This window comes from Streptomyces sp. NPDC021212 (assembly GCF_044332925.1).
In the GTDB taxonomy this organism is placed as follows: Bacteria; Actinomycetota; Actinomycetes; order Streptomycetales; family Streptomycetaceae; genus Streptomyces.
In genome coordinates, this window is record NZ_JBIRPZ010000012.1 from 116636 (window position 1) to 132555 (window position 15920).

Annotated in this window: 11 protein-coding genes; 6 read left to right on the plus strand and 5 right to left on the minus strand. The window is 72.0% G+C overall.

Going from position 1 to position 15920, the window contains the following annotated elements; genetic code table 11:
* Positions 1-5 precede the first annotated feature (5 nt).
* The 3 genes from ACH4SI_RS30200 (at position 6) to ACH4SI_RS30210 (ending at position 4867) form a co-directional block, all read left to right on the plus strand.
* Entirely contained in the window at positions 6-1976 is a 1971-nt protein-coding gene (locus tag ACH4SI_RS30200) for a hypothetical protein (protein ID WP_398301163.1), read from the plus strand.
* 149 nt (positions 1977-2125) lie between these two features.
* The gene (locus ACH4SI_RS30205; RefSeq protein ID WP_398301165.1) at positions 2126-2635 is read left to right on the plus strand and encodes a hypothetical protein; all 510 of its coding nucleotides are present in this window, start codon (positions 2126-2128) and stop codon (positions 2633-2635) included.
* A 63-nt stretch (positions 2636-2698) separates the two neighbouring features.
* Positions 2699-4867 (plus strand): M48 family metalloprotease, encoded by a 2169-nt coding sequence (locus ACH4SI_RS30210; RefSeq protein WP_398301167.1) that lies wholly within the window; start codon positions 2699-2701, stop codon positions 4865-4867.
* Positions 4868-4919: 52 nt separating this feature from the next.
* On the opposite strand, the gene pulA is transcribed toward ACH4SI_RS30210, so the two are convergent.
* From pulA to ACH4SI_RS30235, 5 genes are read right to left on the minus strand one after another with little or no spacing between them, the layout of a single operon-like run.
* A complete protein-coding gene (gene pulA, locus ACH4SI_RS30215; RefSeq protein WP_398301169.1) occupies positions 4920-7535 on the minus strand; it encodes a pullulanase-type alpha-1,6-glucosidase in 2616 nt (871 codons plus the stop codon).
* Between the two features lie 2 nt (positions 7536-7537).
* Positions 7538-8944 carry an alpha-amylase family protein gene (locus ACH4SI_RS30220; protein WP_398301171.1) on the minus strand — a complete coding sequence of 469 codons (1407 nt, stop codon included), beginning with the start codon at positions 8942-8944 and terminating at the stop codon, positions 7538-7540.
* Positions 8945-8987: 43 nt separating this feature from the next.
* On the minus strand, positions 8988-9818 hold the full coding sequence (locus ACH4SI_RS30225) for a sugar ABC transporter permease (protein ID WP_398301173.1): 831 nt from the start codon (positions 9816-9818) through the stop codon (positions 8988-8990).
* A gap of 5 nt (positions 9819-9823) precedes the next feature.
* Positions 9824-10759, minus strand: coding sequence for a carbohydrate ABC transporter permease (locus tag ACH4SI_RS30230; RefSeq protein ID WP_398301414.1), 936 nt, complete (start codon positions 10757-10759; stop codon positions 9824-9826).
* An 11-nt stretch (positions 10760-10770) separates the two neighbouring features.
* Positions 10771-12048 carry an extracellular solute-binding protein gene (locus ACH4SI_RS30235; protein ID WP_398301175.1) on the minus strand — a complete coding sequence of 426 codons (1278 nt, stop codon included), beginning with the start codon at positions 12046-12048 and terminating at the stop codon, positions 10771-10773.
* A gap of 269 nt (positions 12049-12317) precedes the next feature.
* Here ACH4SI_RS30235 and ACH4SI_RS30240 point away from each other — a divergent pair, with 269 nt between their 5' ends.
* Genes ACH4SI_RS30240 through ACH4SI_RS30250 form a run of 3 tightly spaced genes read left to right on the plus strand, consistent with a single transcriptional unit; the run spans position 12318 to position 15896 of the window.
* Positions 12318-13991 carry a glycoside hydrolase family 13 protein gene (locus ACH4SI_RS30240; RefSeq protein WP_398301177.1) on the plus strand — a complete coding sequence of 558 codons (1674 nt, stop codon included), beginning with the start codon at positions 12318-12320 and terminating at the stop codon, positions 13989-13991.
* A gap of 25 nt (positions 13992-14016) precedes the next feature.
* Positions 14017-15042, plus strand: coding sequence for a LacI family DNA-binding transcriptional regulator (locus ACH4SI_RS30245; RefSeq protein WP_398301180.1), 1026 nt, complete (start codon positions 14017-14019; stop codon positions 15040-15042).
* 50 nt (positions 15043-15092) lie between these two features.
* Positions 15093-15896, plus strand: coding sequence for a phosphatase PAP2 family protein (locus ACH4SI_RS30250; RefSeq protein WP_398301182.1), 804 nt, complete (start codon positions 15093-15095; stop codon positions 15894-15896).
* Positions 15897-15920 lie beyond the last annotated feature (24 nt).

The window sequence follows — 15920 nt, forward strand, 5'->3', positions numbered from 1 at the left end:
CTCGTATGGCCGCTCGTTTACGCCACGTGGAGCAGCAGCAGGCGACAGCCATCCCCGACGATGACACCGATGCCGACACCGCGGGCCCGATCGACGTCGAGCAGGCCGAGGCCGCCATCGTCGAGCACTATCCGCGGCTGGTGCGGCTCGCGTATCTCATCCTGCCGCCCGGAATGGGCCGCACCCGGCGGGTGCTGGCCGCGCACGCGCTGGCGCAGCGGGCCCTGCCGCGCAACCAGGGCAGGCCCGACGCCCAGGAGGTCGACCTGCCGTGGCAGCGCGGCACCAAGGGGTCGGCGGGCGACGCGGGGTACGCCTATGTGCGGCTGCGCGTGCTGCGCTCCGCGCTGCGAGCCGCGCGGCCGCGGCGCCCGTGGACGCTGTCGGCGCCGCTGCCCGTGGTGTGGGGGCTGCGGCTGTTCCCCCGGTCCGGCGGGGCCGATGAACTCGCCCTGGACAAGGCGCTGTCCGAGCTGTCGGGCCCCGGCCGCGCCGCGTACGTGCTGCGCGAGCTGGAGCGACTTGACGACCGCGAGGTGCGGGCGCTGCTCCACGCCGCGGGCGTCGAGGACGCGCGGGACGCGCTCGACGAGGCGGACGAGGTGCCGGAGCCGGCGGGCAGCCGGGACGACGGTTCGCTGCTGGAATCGGCCGAGTTCGACCCGTGTTCGCTCCAGGCGCGCCCCACCGATCTGATGCGCCGCCGCCAGCATCTGCGCGCCCTGCTGGTGGCCGTCGTGGCGCTGGTGGTGTGCGGGTCGTTGCTGGGGATGCCGGGCGAGGGCTGGGGGCGCGGCGGCGCGGCGGCACCGAGTTACGCCCGTAACCCGTCCTCCGAACGGGCCTTGGACCCGGACCGGTTGACGCGCGCCGAGCCCTTCGCGTGGCGCACCGCGACCCGCGCGGACTTCTCGTCCTGGCCCGCCCGCGGCGACCGGCTCGGCGACACCGCGCTGCTGCGCCGCGCGCTGGCGGTCTGGGCGCGGCCGGGGCGCTCTGTGCGGGTGTCGTCGACGGCGGGTACGCAGTCGGGGCCGCCGTCCGGGCCGCCGCAGCTGCTGTACGCGGGCGTGGTGGACCAGGCGGCGGTGGTGCTGCTGTACGACGGGCTGCGGGTCGCCCGGTACGCGGAGGGGAACGGCGGCGAGGGCGGCACGGTGGCGCTGGACCTCGCCCGCCTCGACGCGGCGGACGCGGCCGCGTCGACCGCGCTCGTGCTGGGCCGCGCGGACGGCAACGTCCGCTATCTGACCGCCCCCTGGGTGCGCCACGCCTCCGTACGGGATCTGCTGCACCCCGCCGGGCGGCCGCGCCCGGTGCGCCTGACCACCGACGGGGTGACCGACCCGGTGCGCACCGTGCCCCGGCTGCGCCCGTGCCGGGGCTGGCCCGCGCTGCAGCTCGGCTCGCGGCTGGTGGCCGACCTGGGCGAACTGGCCCCGGCCCGGCTGACGTACGGCACCCCCGGAGCCGCGGCGCGCGACGTGGCGGGCCGGGCGGCCCGGCTCGGCTGGGCGCGGACGGCCTGCCGGCTGCCGCTGATGACGGGGCGCGGGGTGCGGTCCGTGAACGTCTGGCAGTTCGGGACCCAGCGGCTGCCCGAGGCGGGCGGCCGGGCGGCCTGGCTGTGCACCCGGGCCGAGACCTGGCGGGGCGCGGGCAGCCGGGTGCTGGCCCAGTTCCAGCCGTGGAACACCCGCCGGGGCTCGGCGGGTGCGATCGCCTCCGCGGCGGACGGCTCCCCCGCCTGCGGGCCGCGTGAACCGCGCGTCCTGGCGGGCGTGCTGTGGAAGGCACGGTCCGGCCACTGGTTCCTGCTGGCCGCGGGCAGCCGCCAGGTGACCGCGATCGCGGCGAGCGGCGGCGTCCACGGCCGGTCCCACGGCCGCGCCCTGACCGTCCCCGCCAAGCCCGGCGCCCACGCCACCCTCAAGGCCCGCCTGACGAACGGCACCCACCTGGGCCCCCTGCGCTGAGCGACCTTGATTGGTTGTACGGGCTGACACCGTCCTTCGCCTCCCGTTGATCACCGATTTATTACCGACGGCATCTGGTCCCCGTTGCTAAATTGGGAGTCCCGCCGCGTGCGCGCGGGTTGGCGGTATCCGCTTACGGGGGAGGCGCGATGAGCCACGAAAATGCCGGGGCCGGAAGCGCGGAAGAGGACGACAAGGCGGCTCTGGCGATGGCCCGGCACCTGGTCGAGCACATGGCACCCGGCGAGCTGCCGCTGTTCGAGGAGACCGCGGCGGCTCTGCGCCGGGAACGGCGAGCGAAGGCACGCCGGGAGGACCCTCTCGGGTTCGGCGTCATGGAAACCTCCTCGGTCCTGCTCACCGCCGTGGCCTACGGCGTCACCCAGGAGGTCGTCAAACGCCTCGCCGAGAACGCGGGTCGGCAGACGGTGACCGGCCTGCGGGGATGGCTCCGCGGGCGGCGGCGCGGTAACGCCACGACTGAACCGGGGCCCGACGGCACGGAGCCCACGGCAGCCCTGCCGCCCCGCCTCCTCGCCGAGGTTGAGGGCATCGCGCAGCGCAGGGCCGTTCTGCTCGGTCTGCCCCCCGACCGCGCCGATCTGCTGGCGGAGGCTGTCGTCGGGTATCTGCGCGAGCAGTCCGGCGCGTCGGACTGACCCGCCGTGGACACGGGACGCCGTGCGCGTGCGCACGGGCGGCCGGGGCCGGTCCCGACGGGTATGGCAGCCCTGGAGCGGCGCTCACTGCCGTTCCTGCTGCCGTCCGCGACCCTGACCGCCTTCGTATTGCTGATCGTCGCCGTGCTGGCCTTCACGGTGACCCTGCACCCGGACTACTACAACCTCATCGCGGGGAACGCCGGCACCGGTTCGCTGCACGACTGTCAGGGAGCGGCCGTGGCGCGGGCCGGGGGAATCGACGCCGCCGCGCGCCAGTGGGTGGCGGGCGGCCGGGTGCCGGGGTTCGCGGCTTGCGGCACCTCCGACCACTGGACCGCTTCTTATCTCATCGGGTGCGGGCTCCTGTGTACGGCGACCGCTCTCCACTACTGGTTCCGTTCCGGCCGTCGCGCCCGCCGGGGCGGTGTGCGGTCCATCGGCCCGGATCTGCTGCCGGAACTCCATGGCGAACTGCTCCGGCTGGCGGACCGCACGGTCCCCGGAACACATGTGCGCTTCCTGCTCGACCTGCTGGACCCGGCCGCGAGCGGAGTGGCGTTCGGCCGCGCGCGCAGACGCCATGTCCTCCTCGGCAGGGGTGTGATCACGCTGCGCGAGCGCGACCCCGACGCGTTCGAGGCGCTGGTCCTGCATGAACTGGCGCATCTGCGCAACCGCGATGTGGACCTCACGCTGATCACACTCGGTTTTCTGCGTGCCTACGCCGTTCTGGTCTTCCTTCCCGTCGCCCTCGGCAGGCTGCTCGCCCTCGCTCTTGACTACCGTCCGCTGCTCTACGGGGCGAGTGCCGCGCAGCTGGCCGGACTGGCGGCTCTGCTCGTGGTCGCCCGCGGTCAGGTGCTGCGGATCCGGGAGTACCAGGCCGACGCGCGGGTCGTTCGATGGCAAGGGCGCTCCGAGCCGCTGCGCCGCCTCCTCACGGTCGCCCACGCCGAAGCCGGGGCGCGGGCGGCCCACCGCGCCGGGGTGCCCCGCCCGGCGGTCCGGCGACGCACAGGGACCTGGCTGAGGCGGGTGACCGGCCTGCACCCCACCGCCGCGTCGCGGGCGGCGGCACTCGACGCACCCGCTCCGTTGATGTCCCCCGGGTTCGGCTTCGCGCTGGTGCTCGGCGCGTGCCTGACGCTGGTCTGGGACCCCAGCGCCTCGCCCACGGCCCACTTCAGCGTCGGCGAGGTGTGGGACTGGTGGCGGCCCGAACCGTTCACGATCCTGCTGATGACCATCCTCGCGCTGGCGACCCTGCGCGCCACGATCTACCACTGCGCCTGCCTCGGGAGACCCGCGCCGCCGCCGCTGCTGCGGCTGCGCTTCGGTCTGCCGCTGGGCTTGCTCACCGGGATCGCCGTGGCCCCGAACCTGACTGCCCAACAGACGATGATGCCGAGTTCCTTGGGTGTCGAAGTGGGCTACGGACTGCTCCAAGCCGGTCTCGCCTGGCTGCTCGTCATGTGGAGCGAATACCTGGCTCAAGCGTGGGCGGAGGCCGTGGCCACGGCCCGGCGGCCCTGGCTGACCGCCCTCGTTCCCTGTGCCGCGGTCGGGGCCGTGGTGCTGCTCGCCCTGCCACCGGTGTACGAGCTGCACGGGCAGCTCACCTTCTCCTTGCATTCAGGCCAGGTGATGAGCGGGCTTCCCGGGCCCCTGCGCGTGCTCTTCTGGTCCGAAGCCGTCTTGTCGACTCAGTACTTCATCCACACCGGGTGGGTGCTGGGTGCCTCGGCGCTCCTGCTCGGAGTGCCGGCTCTGGGCCGGTACCTCGGCCGTCGGGCACCGGGGCCGGTCACCGCGGTGGCTCCCGGTCCCTTACCGGGGCCCCACCCCCTGCGGCGCAGGCTCACGGCGGCCGGGGTCGGCTGCCTGACGTTCTTCGCCACGTCGTACGCGATCGTCTGCTACTTCGACGTCATGTTCGGCCTGCTCCCGCAGCCTGTGGGTCTGGTGGTGGCCGGTGCCACCGCGGCGGCGGGCGCTGTGGCGGCCGTACTCGCCCGTCGGCACCGGGTGTTGCTCCCCATGGCCGTGTCGGCCACGACTGCCGTCGGGCTGGTCTACGCCGTCGATTCCTCCTCCCTTGCCCGGCCGGGCCTATGGGCGGCCTACGGCATCCAGGGCGCACTCGCGGCGTCCCTCGTCCTGTCCGCCGTACCGCATATCGCACAGGCGCTGCGTGGCCGCGCCGGCACGACCAGGCCGAGCGCCCGGTAGCCGAAGGGCGCCGGTAGCCGAAGGGGCGGCCCCGGGCGCCCCTTCTCCCCCGCTATCCCCCGGCGAAGACCGCGACCGTGCGGGCTGGGACCGTGAAGGTGCCCGACGGCCGGTCGTACGAGGAGGTCTTCACCATGGCGTCGGAGCCGTGGGCCTGCACCGGGTGGAGAGCGTACGGCGTGCCCGCAAGGGCCGGGACGCGCTGGGACCGCCGGTCCGGGGTGGCGTTGAAGACCACGAGGAGCCGATCGAGCCGCATGGTGATGACACCGGGTGTCTCCCCGGTCCCGGACAGCGGGAAGGACAGCGCGTCCTGCACCCCTTCCGCCGTGGCCCGGCTGAACGCCTTCTCGGTCGTGCGGATCCGCAGCAGATCCCGGTAGGCCCCCGAGACGCCCGTGATCTCGGGGCAGCCGGGGCGTACTGCGGGGTTGGTCAACAGGGGCTTGGAATATGGCCACTTGGGCTCGTTGTCGGCCGCCGGGGGGAGTCCCCGTCCGAAGCCGTTGCCGGACCCGCAATCCCAGTGAAGGGCGTTGAACCAGTCGCCGCTGTCGTAGGAGTTGCGGTCCAGCGACTTGGAGCGCAGCAGATCGGTGCCGGCCTGGCTGAGTGCCGGGCCCTGGGAGAGGGTGGCGGTGGCGAGGGCCAGGACCTGCGCCCGGGCCCGGTCGGCGGCCGGGGTGGTGGCGGGCAACTTGTAGGCGAGCGCGTCGTAGAGGGTCTCGTTGTCGTGGGCGTCGACGTAGGCGAGCGCGTCGCCGGGGGCGGCGGCGTAACCGGCCGGGGAGCCGTTGTAGTCGACCTCGGAGCCCTTGACCCGGCGTCCGCCGGTGTCGGTGAAGGTGTAGTCGGCGAGGTTGCCGGAGAGCCCGACCTTGATCAGGTCCTGTGCGTGCAGCAGCCGGGCCCGCTGCTCGTCAGGGGTGCCATGAGCGGGTGAGCCGTTGGGGTCGGTGAAGAGGCCCGAGGCGAAGCCCTGGACGCGGGGGTCCTCGTCGAACGGCCCGCCGCCGCGCACCGCGTCCCGCGCCCGGTCGCTGAAGGTGGCGATGCCGGTGCCGGCCATATGGCGCTGGGTGGCCTGGACGAAGCGGGCGTCGTCGGCCACTTCGCCGAAGTTCCAGCCCTCGCCGTAGAGGATGATCGACTTACCGTCCACCCCGTCCTTGGCGGGGGTCAGCGCGTCGAGGGCCCTGCGTACGGCCAGGATGTTGGCCTTGGGGTGGTGGCCCATGAGGTCGAAGCGGAAACCATCGACCTTGTACTGCCTGGCCCAGGTGACGAGGGAGTCCACCACGAGCTTGCCCATCATCGCGTGCTCGGGCGCGGTGCCGGGACAGCAGGTGGAGGTGGCCACGCTGCCGTCGTCCAGCAGCCGCTGGTAGTAGCCAGGCACGATCCGGTCGAGGACCGACTTGTCGTCCTGTCCTGCGGCCACGGTGTGGTTGTAGACCACGTCCATGACGGTGCGCAGCCCGGCGTGGGCCAGCCCCTGCACCATCCGCCGGAACTCGCGGGTGCGGGCCGGGCCGTCCGGGTCGCTCGCGTAGCTCCCCTCCGGCACGGTGTGGTGCAGCGGGTCGTAGCCCCAGTTGTAGCCGTCCCTGGCGGCAGTCGCGGCCACGCACTTCTGCTGCTGGTCGGAATCGGCGGGCAGGGCAGCCAGCTCGCAGCCGGGCCGGGCCTGGTCGGACCGCCGCTCCGGGACGGTGCCGAAGTCGAAGGCGGGCAGGAGGTGGACGTACGAGGTGCCGGAGCGCGCCAGCCGCCGCAGGTGCCGCATCCCGTCCGAGCCCTGGTCGGTGAAGGCGAGGTACTGGCCGGGGTGGGCGCTGGTGCGGTCCGCGATGGAGAAGTCGCGGATGTGCAGCTCCTGGACGCGGGCGTCGCGCAACGGGACGGCCCTGGGCTTCTTCAGCGAGTCCCAGCCGGCGGGGGCGAGCCGGGGATCGGCCAGGTCGGTGACCAGGCTGCGGGCGGAGTCGGCGGTCAGGGCGGTCGCGTAGGGGTCGGTGACTTCGTTGGTGACGGTTCTCCCGACGCTCGGCGCCCAGACCCGGACCCGGTAGCGATAGGGCTTGTCCCGCCAGCCGGAGGTGCCGGTCACGCTCCACACCCCGCTACGGGCGTCCCGCCGCAAGGCGACGGTGTGCCCGTCCAGGTCGAGCGAGACGTTTTGGGCAGTCGGCGCCCAGACGGAGAGGGTGGGGCGGCCCTTGTGGAAGACCGGGCCGAGTCGGGCCCGGCGGGCCCGGGCGGCGTAGAGGTCGTCCAGGACACCGGGGATCTGCACCCCGGTGCGGTGCAGTACGTGGCCGTCGGCCGCGCGCTGCACGGCGGCGAGGGGCCCGCGCAGCGCGGTGGCGGCCTTGTCGCGGTCGCGCGGGTCGAGGCGATACGCCGGGCGACCGGCCAGGTGGGGGTACGCGGCCTTCTGGTCGTCGGTCAGGGAGGCCGGGGCCAGCCGCAGGGTGCCGCCGCCCGCGTAGCGCAACTCCTCGGCGGTCGCGGCGGTGTGCTCGACTTTCCAGACGACGGTGGCCCGGTCGATCCACTGCGCCTCAGCGGCGGGCACCGCGGCCCGGGCGGTCCCCGACACGGGGGGCAGGGCCGCCGCGCCCAACGCCAGGGCGGCGAGCGCGACAACGGCGCGAAGAAGGGGCACTTTCACGACTCCTCGGCCGATTCACAGTCACGCGCATCCACGTGCAGTGCCACCGCCGTGTTCGCGGCCAGTGTGGCGGTGAAGCGGCCCGAGGAGTCGACCGTGACGGTTCTGCCGCTCTGCACGTCGCAGTAGCCGCCCGGCGGCAGCGAGGTCCGGAAGGTCCGGGTGAGGGAGCCGCTTTCGTGGTTGATGGCCACGTACGCCTTGTCGCCGCGTCCGAAGGCGATGGCGTCGTTGCCGTTGTCCCACCAGTCGGTCACCGGCGTGCCCCGGGCCGTGTTGCGGAGGGCGACCATGCTGATGATCTCGGGCCACTTGTGCTGGCACTTCCAGCCGTCCTGGTAGCAGGCGCCCACCGTGCCCCCGCCCGGCGGACCGGCGTCGTTGTCGCTGAACTCGTAGCCGGAGTGGACGTCCGGGGAGCCGTAGGGCCAGGCCAGCATGAAGACGACTCCCAGGGTGTAGTCGGCGCCGTCCTTGTAGCTGAGGGTGGAGCCGTTGCGCTCGGTGTCCCAGTTGTCGACGAAGACACCGGACTGGCCACTGGCCGTATATCCCCAGCCCTCGCCGAAGTTCTTCAGGTACGCCAGCTTCTCGTTCCGGAACACCCGTTTGAGGTCACGGCCGTAGCGGAACTCCTGCACATCGCCGGTGCCCAGGTACTCCGTCGGGGAGACCGCCTCGCCCTCGCCGTGAATGACCTCCTGTTTCCAGTACACGCCGGGGTCGCTCAGCCGGCTCTTGATCGCGGCCAGGTCCTCGGCCGGGATGTGCTTGGCGGCGTCGATACGGAAGCCGTCCACACCGAGCGAGAGCAGGTCGTCGAGGTACTGCGCGAGCCGGGTCCGGACGTAACTCTCACCGGTGTCCAGGTCCGCGAGGCCCACCAGCTCGCAGTGCTGCACGTTCCAGCGGTCCTGGTAGTCGCTGATCTGCGCGGTGCAGTCGTCCATGTCCTGGGGCTGGTAGATCCCGGGGTAGGTGTACTTGGTGTACGAGGAGCCGCCGGTGCCGGTGCCGGATCCGGCGGACATGTGGTTGATGACGGCGTCGGCGACGACCTTGACGCCCGCGGCATGACAGGTGTCGATCATGTTCTTGAAGGCGGTGCGGTCACCGAGCCGCCCGGCGATCCTGTAACTGACGGGCTGGTAGGACGTCCACCATTGGCCGCCCTGGATGTGCTCGGTGGCCGGGGACACCTCGACGTAGCCGTATCCGGCCGGGCCCAGGGTGCCGGCGCACTCCTTGGCGACGGAGGCGTACGTCCACTCGAAGAGTTCGGCGGTGACGTCCTTGGGGCCGGGCGGTGCCGCCCGCGCGGTCTGCGGGGGTACGGCGACGAGCGCCGTCGCGCCCGCCGCGAGGGCGAGCGCGGTGGCGAGGGAGGTGCGGCTGCCGGTCATCGTTCCTCCGTGGGGGGAGTTGCGTACCGTGGGGGGAGTCTCGTCATGACTTGGTCGCTCCGGCCGTGAGCCCCGCCACCAGATGGCGCTGCACCCAGGCGAACACCAGCGCCGCCGGGGCGGCGATCATGACGGCGGCGGCGGTCATGGAGCCCCAGTCCGAGGTGTACTGGTTGACGAAGGTCTGGAGGCCCGCGGCGAGCGTGAGGTTGTCCTCCCCCGTCATGAAGGCGGAGGCGTAGGCGACTTCGGCCCAGGCGGTGATGAAGGTGTAGAAGGCGGTGACCGCGATGCCCGGCTTGGCGAGCGGGACGACCAGCCGCCAGAAGGCGCCGAAGGGGTTCAGCCCGTCGACCCGCCCCGACTCGTCGATCTCGGCCGGGATGGTGTCGAAGTAGCCCTTCATCATCCAGGCGCAGAACGGCACGGCCACCGTCAGATAGGTGACGATGAGCGAGATCGGCTGGTTGAGCCAGCCCAGCGTCGACATGATGGTGTAGAGCGGCACGATGAGAATGGCCACGGGGAACATCTGGGTGATCAGCAGCAGCCACATCAGCGGGCGCATCCCGGGGAAGCGGAAGCGGCTGACGGCGTAGCCGGTGGTGGCCGCGATGAACACACCCAGCACGGTCGTGCAGCCGACGACAAGCAGTGAGTTGCCGAACCAGGTCGGGAACTCCGTGTCGCCCAGCACATGGCCGTAGTTCCCCAGCGTGGGGTCCTTGATCACGTCGGTGCTGAACGCCTCGCCCTTGGGCTTGAACGAGGTCGCCAGCAGCCACAGCGGTGGGAAGACCGCGACGGCCGAGGCGAGGATCAGGGTCGTGTGCAGCCCGATCGAGGCGAGCGGGCCGCGTCGCCGGTCGCGCATGGCGGTCACACCTCTCCCTGCTTGCGGAGCGCGCGGCGGTAGACCACCGCGAAGAGCATGAGGATGAGCAGGATGAGGACGCCCCAGGCGGAGGCGCCCGCGTAGTCGCGCGGACTGTTGACGAAGGAGATCCGGTACGCGTACGTCACCAGGATCTCCGTGGTGTCGCCGGGCCCGCCCCGGGTGAGCAGGTAGATCACCGGGAACATGTTGAAGGTCCAGATGGTGGAGAGCAGGACCACGGTGGAGGAGACCGGCCGCAGCCCGGGCAGGGTGATGTGGCGGAACCGCTGCCAAGGGCTCGCGCCGTCCATCTCGGCGGCCTCGTACCGCTCGCCGGGGATGGACTGGAGCCCGCCGAGCAGGGCGACCAGCATGAACGGCACCCCGATCCAGACGTTGACGGCGATCACCGAGACCTTGGCCAGGGTGGGGTCGTTCAGCCAGGGCACGGCGTCGATGCCGCCGCCGTCGAGCAGCTTGTTGAGGATGCCGTTGCGCTCGTTGTAGAGCAGCCGCCAGGCGAAGACGGACACGAAGGCGGGCACCGCCCAGGGCAGGATGAGCAGCGAGCGGTAGACGGCGCGCCCGGCGAAGCGGCGGTTCAGCAGCACGGCGAGGCCGAGGCCGAGCGCGAAGGTGACGGCGACGCAGGAGACGGTCCAGGTCACGGTCCACAGGAGCCGGTCGAGGAAGACCTCGTCCTTCAGGACCGCGGTGAGGTTGTCGAGGCCGATGAAGCGATAGGTGGCGGGGAGGTGGTTGATCCCGATGGTGCGCTCGACATTGGTCTCGTCGGCGTCGGTCAGCGACAGATAGACGCCGCGGCCCAGCGGATAGCCGATGATCAGGCCAAGGACGATCACGACGGGCGCGACCATGGCCCAGGCGTACCAGTGGCGGGCCAGTGCGGTGCGGATCCGGCCGGTGTCGACGGTCATCGTCACCGGCCCTACTTCCAGTCGCCCTTGAGGAGCTTGCGGTACGCGTCCCCGACCGATGTCGCGGCCTTCCTCGGCGACGTCCTGCCGGCGAGCACGTTCGGCAACTGGACCAGGATCGCCTGGAAGAGGCTGTTGCCCTCGGGGATCCACGGGCGCTCGACGGCCTTGTCGACGGCGGCCTTGAAGAACTTCACGTTGGGGTTGGCCGCGACCGTCTTGTTCCGGTAGACGGAGGCGCGGGTGGGCAGCAGGCTCAGCTTCTCGGTGGTCTTCGCCTGCACCTCGGCCGAGCTCATGTAGCGGGCGAAGGCGTACGAGGCGTCGAGGTTCTTGGAGCCCGCGTAGACGGTGAGGTTGTGGCCGCCCTGTGGGGCGCCCTGGCCGCCGCTGCCGGCCGGGACCGGGACCACGCCGAGGTTGGACGGGTCCTTGAAGGCCTTTCCGGCGAGGGTGTCCTCGATCGCCCAGGGCCCGTTGACGGTCATCGCCACGTCGCCGTTCTTGATGGCGTGCTGCATGGTGTCCCAGCCGTCGGTGGCGTCGGTCTCCGCCGCGCCGGAGGCGACCAGGTCGCGGGCGGCGGCGAACGCCTTGACGCCGGGCTCGTCGTCGACGGTGACCTTCTTGGCGCGGGTGTCGAGCAGATCGCCGCCCTCGCCGTAGAGGAAGGGCAGATACCAGTAGGCGTCGTCGCCACGCAGGTAGAGCCCGGTCTTGCCGGTCTTCTGCTTGATCTTCTTGGCGGCGGCCTTCAGCTCGGTCCAGCTGGTGGGCGGTTGCACCCCGGCCTCCTTCAGCATCTTCTTGTTGTAGAAGAGGCCGAGGGTGTCGATGACCTGCGGTACGCCGTAGGTCGCGCCCTTGAACCTCGTCCCGGCGGCCGCCTTGGGCAGATAGTCGGACTGGTCGGCGAGGGCGGGGGTGCCGTCCAGCTTGGCGAGATAGCCGATGTTGGCGAGGTCCTGGGTCCAGGCCACCTCGGCGCGCAGCACGTCGGGCGCGCCCGAGCCGCCGGAGCCGGCGGCGTTCTTGAACTTCGCCAGCGCCTCGCCGAACGGGACGTTGACGTAGTTCACCTTCACGTCCGGGTACTTCTTGCGGAAGCCGAGGGCGAGCTGTTCGTACGTGCCCTTCTCGGCCTCGTTCGATGTGTCCCAGTAGGTCACGGTGCCGGAGATCTTGCCGTCGGATCCCTTTCCGCCGCCGTCCCCGTCGCCACCGCCGCACGCGGTCCCCGTGAGCGCGATGACCGCGACGAGCGCGGTGGCCGCAATGCCATGTCGCATCTGAACCCCTCCCCGAGCCGACCGGCGGCGCCATGGCGGCCGCCGGATTGCGCAGGAACGTAACAGCGCCAGGGGTCCCCGGAAAGACCTCCGGAAAGAACTTGCGAAGGATTTCTGCAAGCGAATCGGATCGTTACGCCCGCGTGTCCCGTCGGTGGCCGCTCAGGCGCTTGACAGGGCGCCACAAGGCCCCGTAGTGCGCCTTTTGGGTGCCCTCCACTCCTGCAAGCTCTTCCGCAAGCCATTGCAGAGCTGTTACGTTCACCGGCATGACCCAGGAGCTCACGACCTCCCCCCAGGCCGGCCTCCGGACCGGGCCGGCGCGATCGTCCGAGGACACCAACTGGTGGCGGGACGCCGTCATCTACCAGGTGTACGTCCGGTCCTTCGCCGACAGCGACGGCGACGGCATCGGGGATCTGCGCGGCGCGCGCGAGCGGCTGCCGCACCTCGCCCGGCTCGGAGTGGACGCCGTCTGGCTGACGCCGTTCTACGCCTCGCCGCAGGCCGACGGCGGCTACGACGTGGCGGACTACCGTGCCGTCGATCCGCTCTTCGGCACGCTCGGGGACGCCGACGACCTGGTGCGCACCGCCCATGAGCTGGGGCTGAGGGTGATCGTCGATGTCGTCCCGAACCACACGTCGGACCGCCATCCGTGGTTCGTCAGCGCGCTCGCGGACCGGCCTCGGGGGGCGGCCCGCGAGCGGTACCACTTCCGTCCCGGCCGGGGCGCGGACGGTGAACTGCCGCCGAACGACTGGGAGTCCGTCTTCGGCGGCCCCGCCTGGACCCGTACCACCGGCCCGGACGGCAATCCGGGCGAGTGGTATCTGCACCTGTTCGCGCCCGAGCAGCCCGACCTCAACTGGGACTGTCCGGAGGTCCGCGAGGAGTTCGACTCGGTGCTGCGCTTCTGGCTGGACCTGGGCGTGGACGGATTCCGTATCGACGTCGCGCACGGCATGGTCAAGGCCCCGGGGCTGCCCGACATCGGCCGCACCGAACAGGCCAAGCTGATCGGCTCGCAGGTGCTGCCGTTCTTCGACCAGGACGGGGTGCACGAGATCCACCGCGGCTGGCGGCGGCTGCTGGACTCCTACCCGGGGGCACGGATCGGCGTCGCGGAGGCGTGGGCGCCCAGCGCCGAGCGGCTCGCCCTGTACGTACGCCCGGACGAGCTGCACCAGGCGTTCAACTTCCAGTTCCTCAAGTGCCCGTGGGACGCGGCCGCGATGCGCGAGGTGATCGACGAGTCGCTGGCGGCCACCACCTCGGTCGGCGCCCCCACCACCTGGGTGCTCTCCAACCACGACGTGGTCCGGCACACCACCCGGTACGCCGACGGCGGCCCCGGGCAGGGGCTGCGGCGGGCCCGGGCCGCGGCCCTGCTCACCCTGGCGCTGCCGGGTTCGGCCTATCTCTACCAGGGCGAGGAGCTGGGCCTTCCCGAGGTGACCGACCTGCCGGACGAGGCCCGCCAGGACCCGGCGTTCTTCCGCACCTCCGCCGAGGGCCAGGACGGCCAGGACGGTCAGGAGGGCCGGCGCGACGGCTGCCGGGTGCCGCTCCCCTGGTCCCGTTCGGGCCCGTCGTACGGGTTCGGGCCGGGCGGCAGCTGGCTGCCGCAGCCCGCCGGCTGGGGCGCCGCTTCCGTGGAGGCGCAGACCGGCGACCCGGAGTCCACACTGGAGCTGTACCGCGCCGCGCTCGCGCTGCGCCGGGAGCTGCCGGGCCTGGGCGACGGGCCGATGAGCTGGCTCCCGGCCCCGGCGGGGGTGCTCGCGCTGTCGCGTCCGGGCTTCGTGTGCACGCTCAACACCCTCGGGGAGGAGGCCCGGCTGCCGGTCCCGGGGCGCGCGCTGCTGTCCTCCGCGCCGCTGGCGTACGACGCCGGTACGGTGCGCGTTCCCGCCGAATCCTGCGCCTGGTGGGTAATCTGACATGCGACCGGTAAGGTCCCGGCACATGACCGCACGGCTTGCTGACATCGCAGCCCAGGCGGGGGTCAGCGAAGCCACCGTCAGCCGCGTCCTCAACGGCAGGCCGGGGGTGGCCGCGGCCACCCGCGAGTCCGTCCTCGCCGCCCTGGACGTCCTCGGCTACGAGCGGCCGGTGCGGCTGCGGCAGCGCAGCGCGGGGCTGGTGGGGCTGATCACGCCCGAGCTGGAGAACCCGATATTCCCCGCGCTCGCCCAGGTGATCGGGCAGGCGCTGACCCGGCAGGGCTACACCCCGGTGCTGGCCACCCAGACCCCCGGCGGCTCGACCGAGGACGAGCTGACCGAGATGCTGGTGGACCGGGGCGTGGCCGGGATCATCTTCGTCTCGGGGCTGCACGCGGACACCTCGGCCGATATGCAGCGCTATGACCAGCTGCGCGGGCAGGGCGTGCCGTTCGTGCTGGTGGACGGCTTCTCGTCGAAGGTGCGGGCGCCGTTCATCTCCCCCGACGACCGGGCGGCGATGCTGCTGGCGGTCACCCATCTGGTCTCCCTCGGACACACCCGGATCGGGCTCGCGCTCGGGCCCAAGCGGTTCGTTCCCGTGCTGCGGAAGATCGAGGGCTTCCAGCACGCGATGCGGGACCGGCTGGGGGTGCCGCCCGAGGAGTCCGAGGAGCTGATCCAGCACTCGCTGTACACCCTGGAGGGCGGTCAGGCGGCGGCGGGCGCGCTGATCGACCGGGGCTGCACGGCGGTGGTGTGCGCGAGCGACATGATGGCGCTGGGTGCCATACGCGCGGTCCGGCGGCGGGAGCTGCGGGTCCCGCAGGACGTCTCGGTGGTCGGGTTCGACGACTCCCCGCTGATCGCCTTCACCGACCCGCCGCTGACCACCATCCGCAAGCCGGTGCAGTCGATGGGGCAGGCGGCGGTGCGGGCGCTGCTGGAGGAGATCGGGGGCACTCCGGCGCCGCCCAGCGAGTTCGTCTTCCTGCCCGAACTGGTGGTCCGGGGGTCCACCGCCTCGGCGCACGGCGACCGCTCGTAACGGGACATAAGCGCACCCCGTATCGGACATCTCTGGCAGACTGTTGCCCTATGGGTGAAGCGACATCTCGGACCGCGATGGACCGGCTGCGGACGCCGCGGCGGCCCCGGCTCTGGTTCGAGATCGTCCTGATCGCGGCCGCCTACTGGACGTACTCGTTGATCCGCAACGCCGTCCCGGAGCAGCGCGCCAAGGCCCTGCGCAACGCGGGCTGGATCTGGGACTGGGAGCACCGGCTCGGGATGGGCTTCGAACGCGGCGTCAACCATGCGAGCGACTCGATCAGCTGGCTGATCGTCGGCATGAACTACTACTACGCCACGCTCCACTTCATCGTGACGCTGAGCGTGCTGGTGTGGCTCTACCACTGGCATCCGGGCCGCTACGCCGCCATCCGGCTGGCCCTCTTCGCGACCACCGGCGTGGCCCTGCTCGGCTACTACCTCTTCCCGCTGGCCCCGCCCCGGCTCATGCACGGCGGGCACTTCATCGACACGGTCGTGGCGCACCACACCTGGGGCTCGATGGCCTCGGGGAACCTGGCCGGCATGTCCAACCAGTACGCGGCGATGCCCTCGATGCACATCGGCTGGTCGCTGTGGTGCGGCCTCACCATCGCCACGCTCGCCCGCCCGGTGTGGGTGCGAATCCTGGGACTGCTGTACCCGACGGCGACGCTGCTGGTGATCGTCGCGACGGCGAACCACTTCTGGATGGACGCGGTCGGCGGCATCATCTGCCTCTCCTTCGGCTTCGGGCTGTCATACGCCTGGTACGGAGCGCTGCCGTACCGGCTGCCGAAGCAGGTGGCCGGGCGGCGGCGGGCGCCCGAGGGCGAGCTGCGCCCGGCCTGACCGACAAGACACCCCCTGGCGCTG

Bases quoted from the DNA above. Each gene is read 5' to 3' on its own strand.
- ACH4SI_RS30225 (WP_398301173.1), bottom strand. From the start codon at position 9,818: ATGCGCGACCGGCGACGCGGCCCGCTCGCCTCGATCGGGCTGCACACG.
- ACH4SI_RS30200 (WP_398301163.1), top strand. From the start codon at position 6: ATGGCCGCTCGTTTACGCCACGTGGAGCAGCAGCAGGCGACAGCCATC.
- ACH4SI_RS30230 (WP_398301414.1), bottom strand. From the start codon at position 10,759: ATGACCGTCGACACCGGCCGGATCCGCACCGCACTGGCCCGCCACTGG.
- ACH4SI_RS30205 (WP_398301165.1), top strand. From the start codon at position 2,126: ATGAGCCACGAAAATGCCGGGGCCGGAAGCGCGGAAGAGGACGACAAG.
- ACH4SI_RS30220 (WP_398301171.1), bottom strand. From the start codon at position 8,944: ATGACCGGCAGCCGCACCTCCCTCGCCACCGCGCTCGCCCTCGCGGCG.
- ACH4SI_RS30210 (WP_398301167.1), top strand. From the start codon at position 2,699: ATGGCAGCCCTGGAGCGGCGCTCACTGCCGTTCCTGCTGCCGTCCGCG.
- ACH4SI_RS30235 (WP_398301175.1), bottom strand. From the start codon at position 12,048: ATGCGACATGGCATTGCGGCCACCGCGCTCGTCGCGGTCATCGCGCTC.
- ACH4SI_RS30240 (WP_398301177.1), top strand. From the start codon at position 12,318: ATGACCCAGGAGCTCACGACCTCCCCCCAGGCCGGCCTCCGGACCGGG.
- ACH4SI_RS30250 (WP_398301182.1), top strand. From the start codon at position 15,093: ATGGGTGAAGCGACATCTCGGACCGCGATGGACCGGCTGCGGACGCCG.
- ACH4SI_RS30245 (WP_398301180.1), top strand. From the start codon at position 14,017: ATGACCGCACGGCTTGCTGACATCGCAGCCCAGGCGGGGGTCAGCGAA.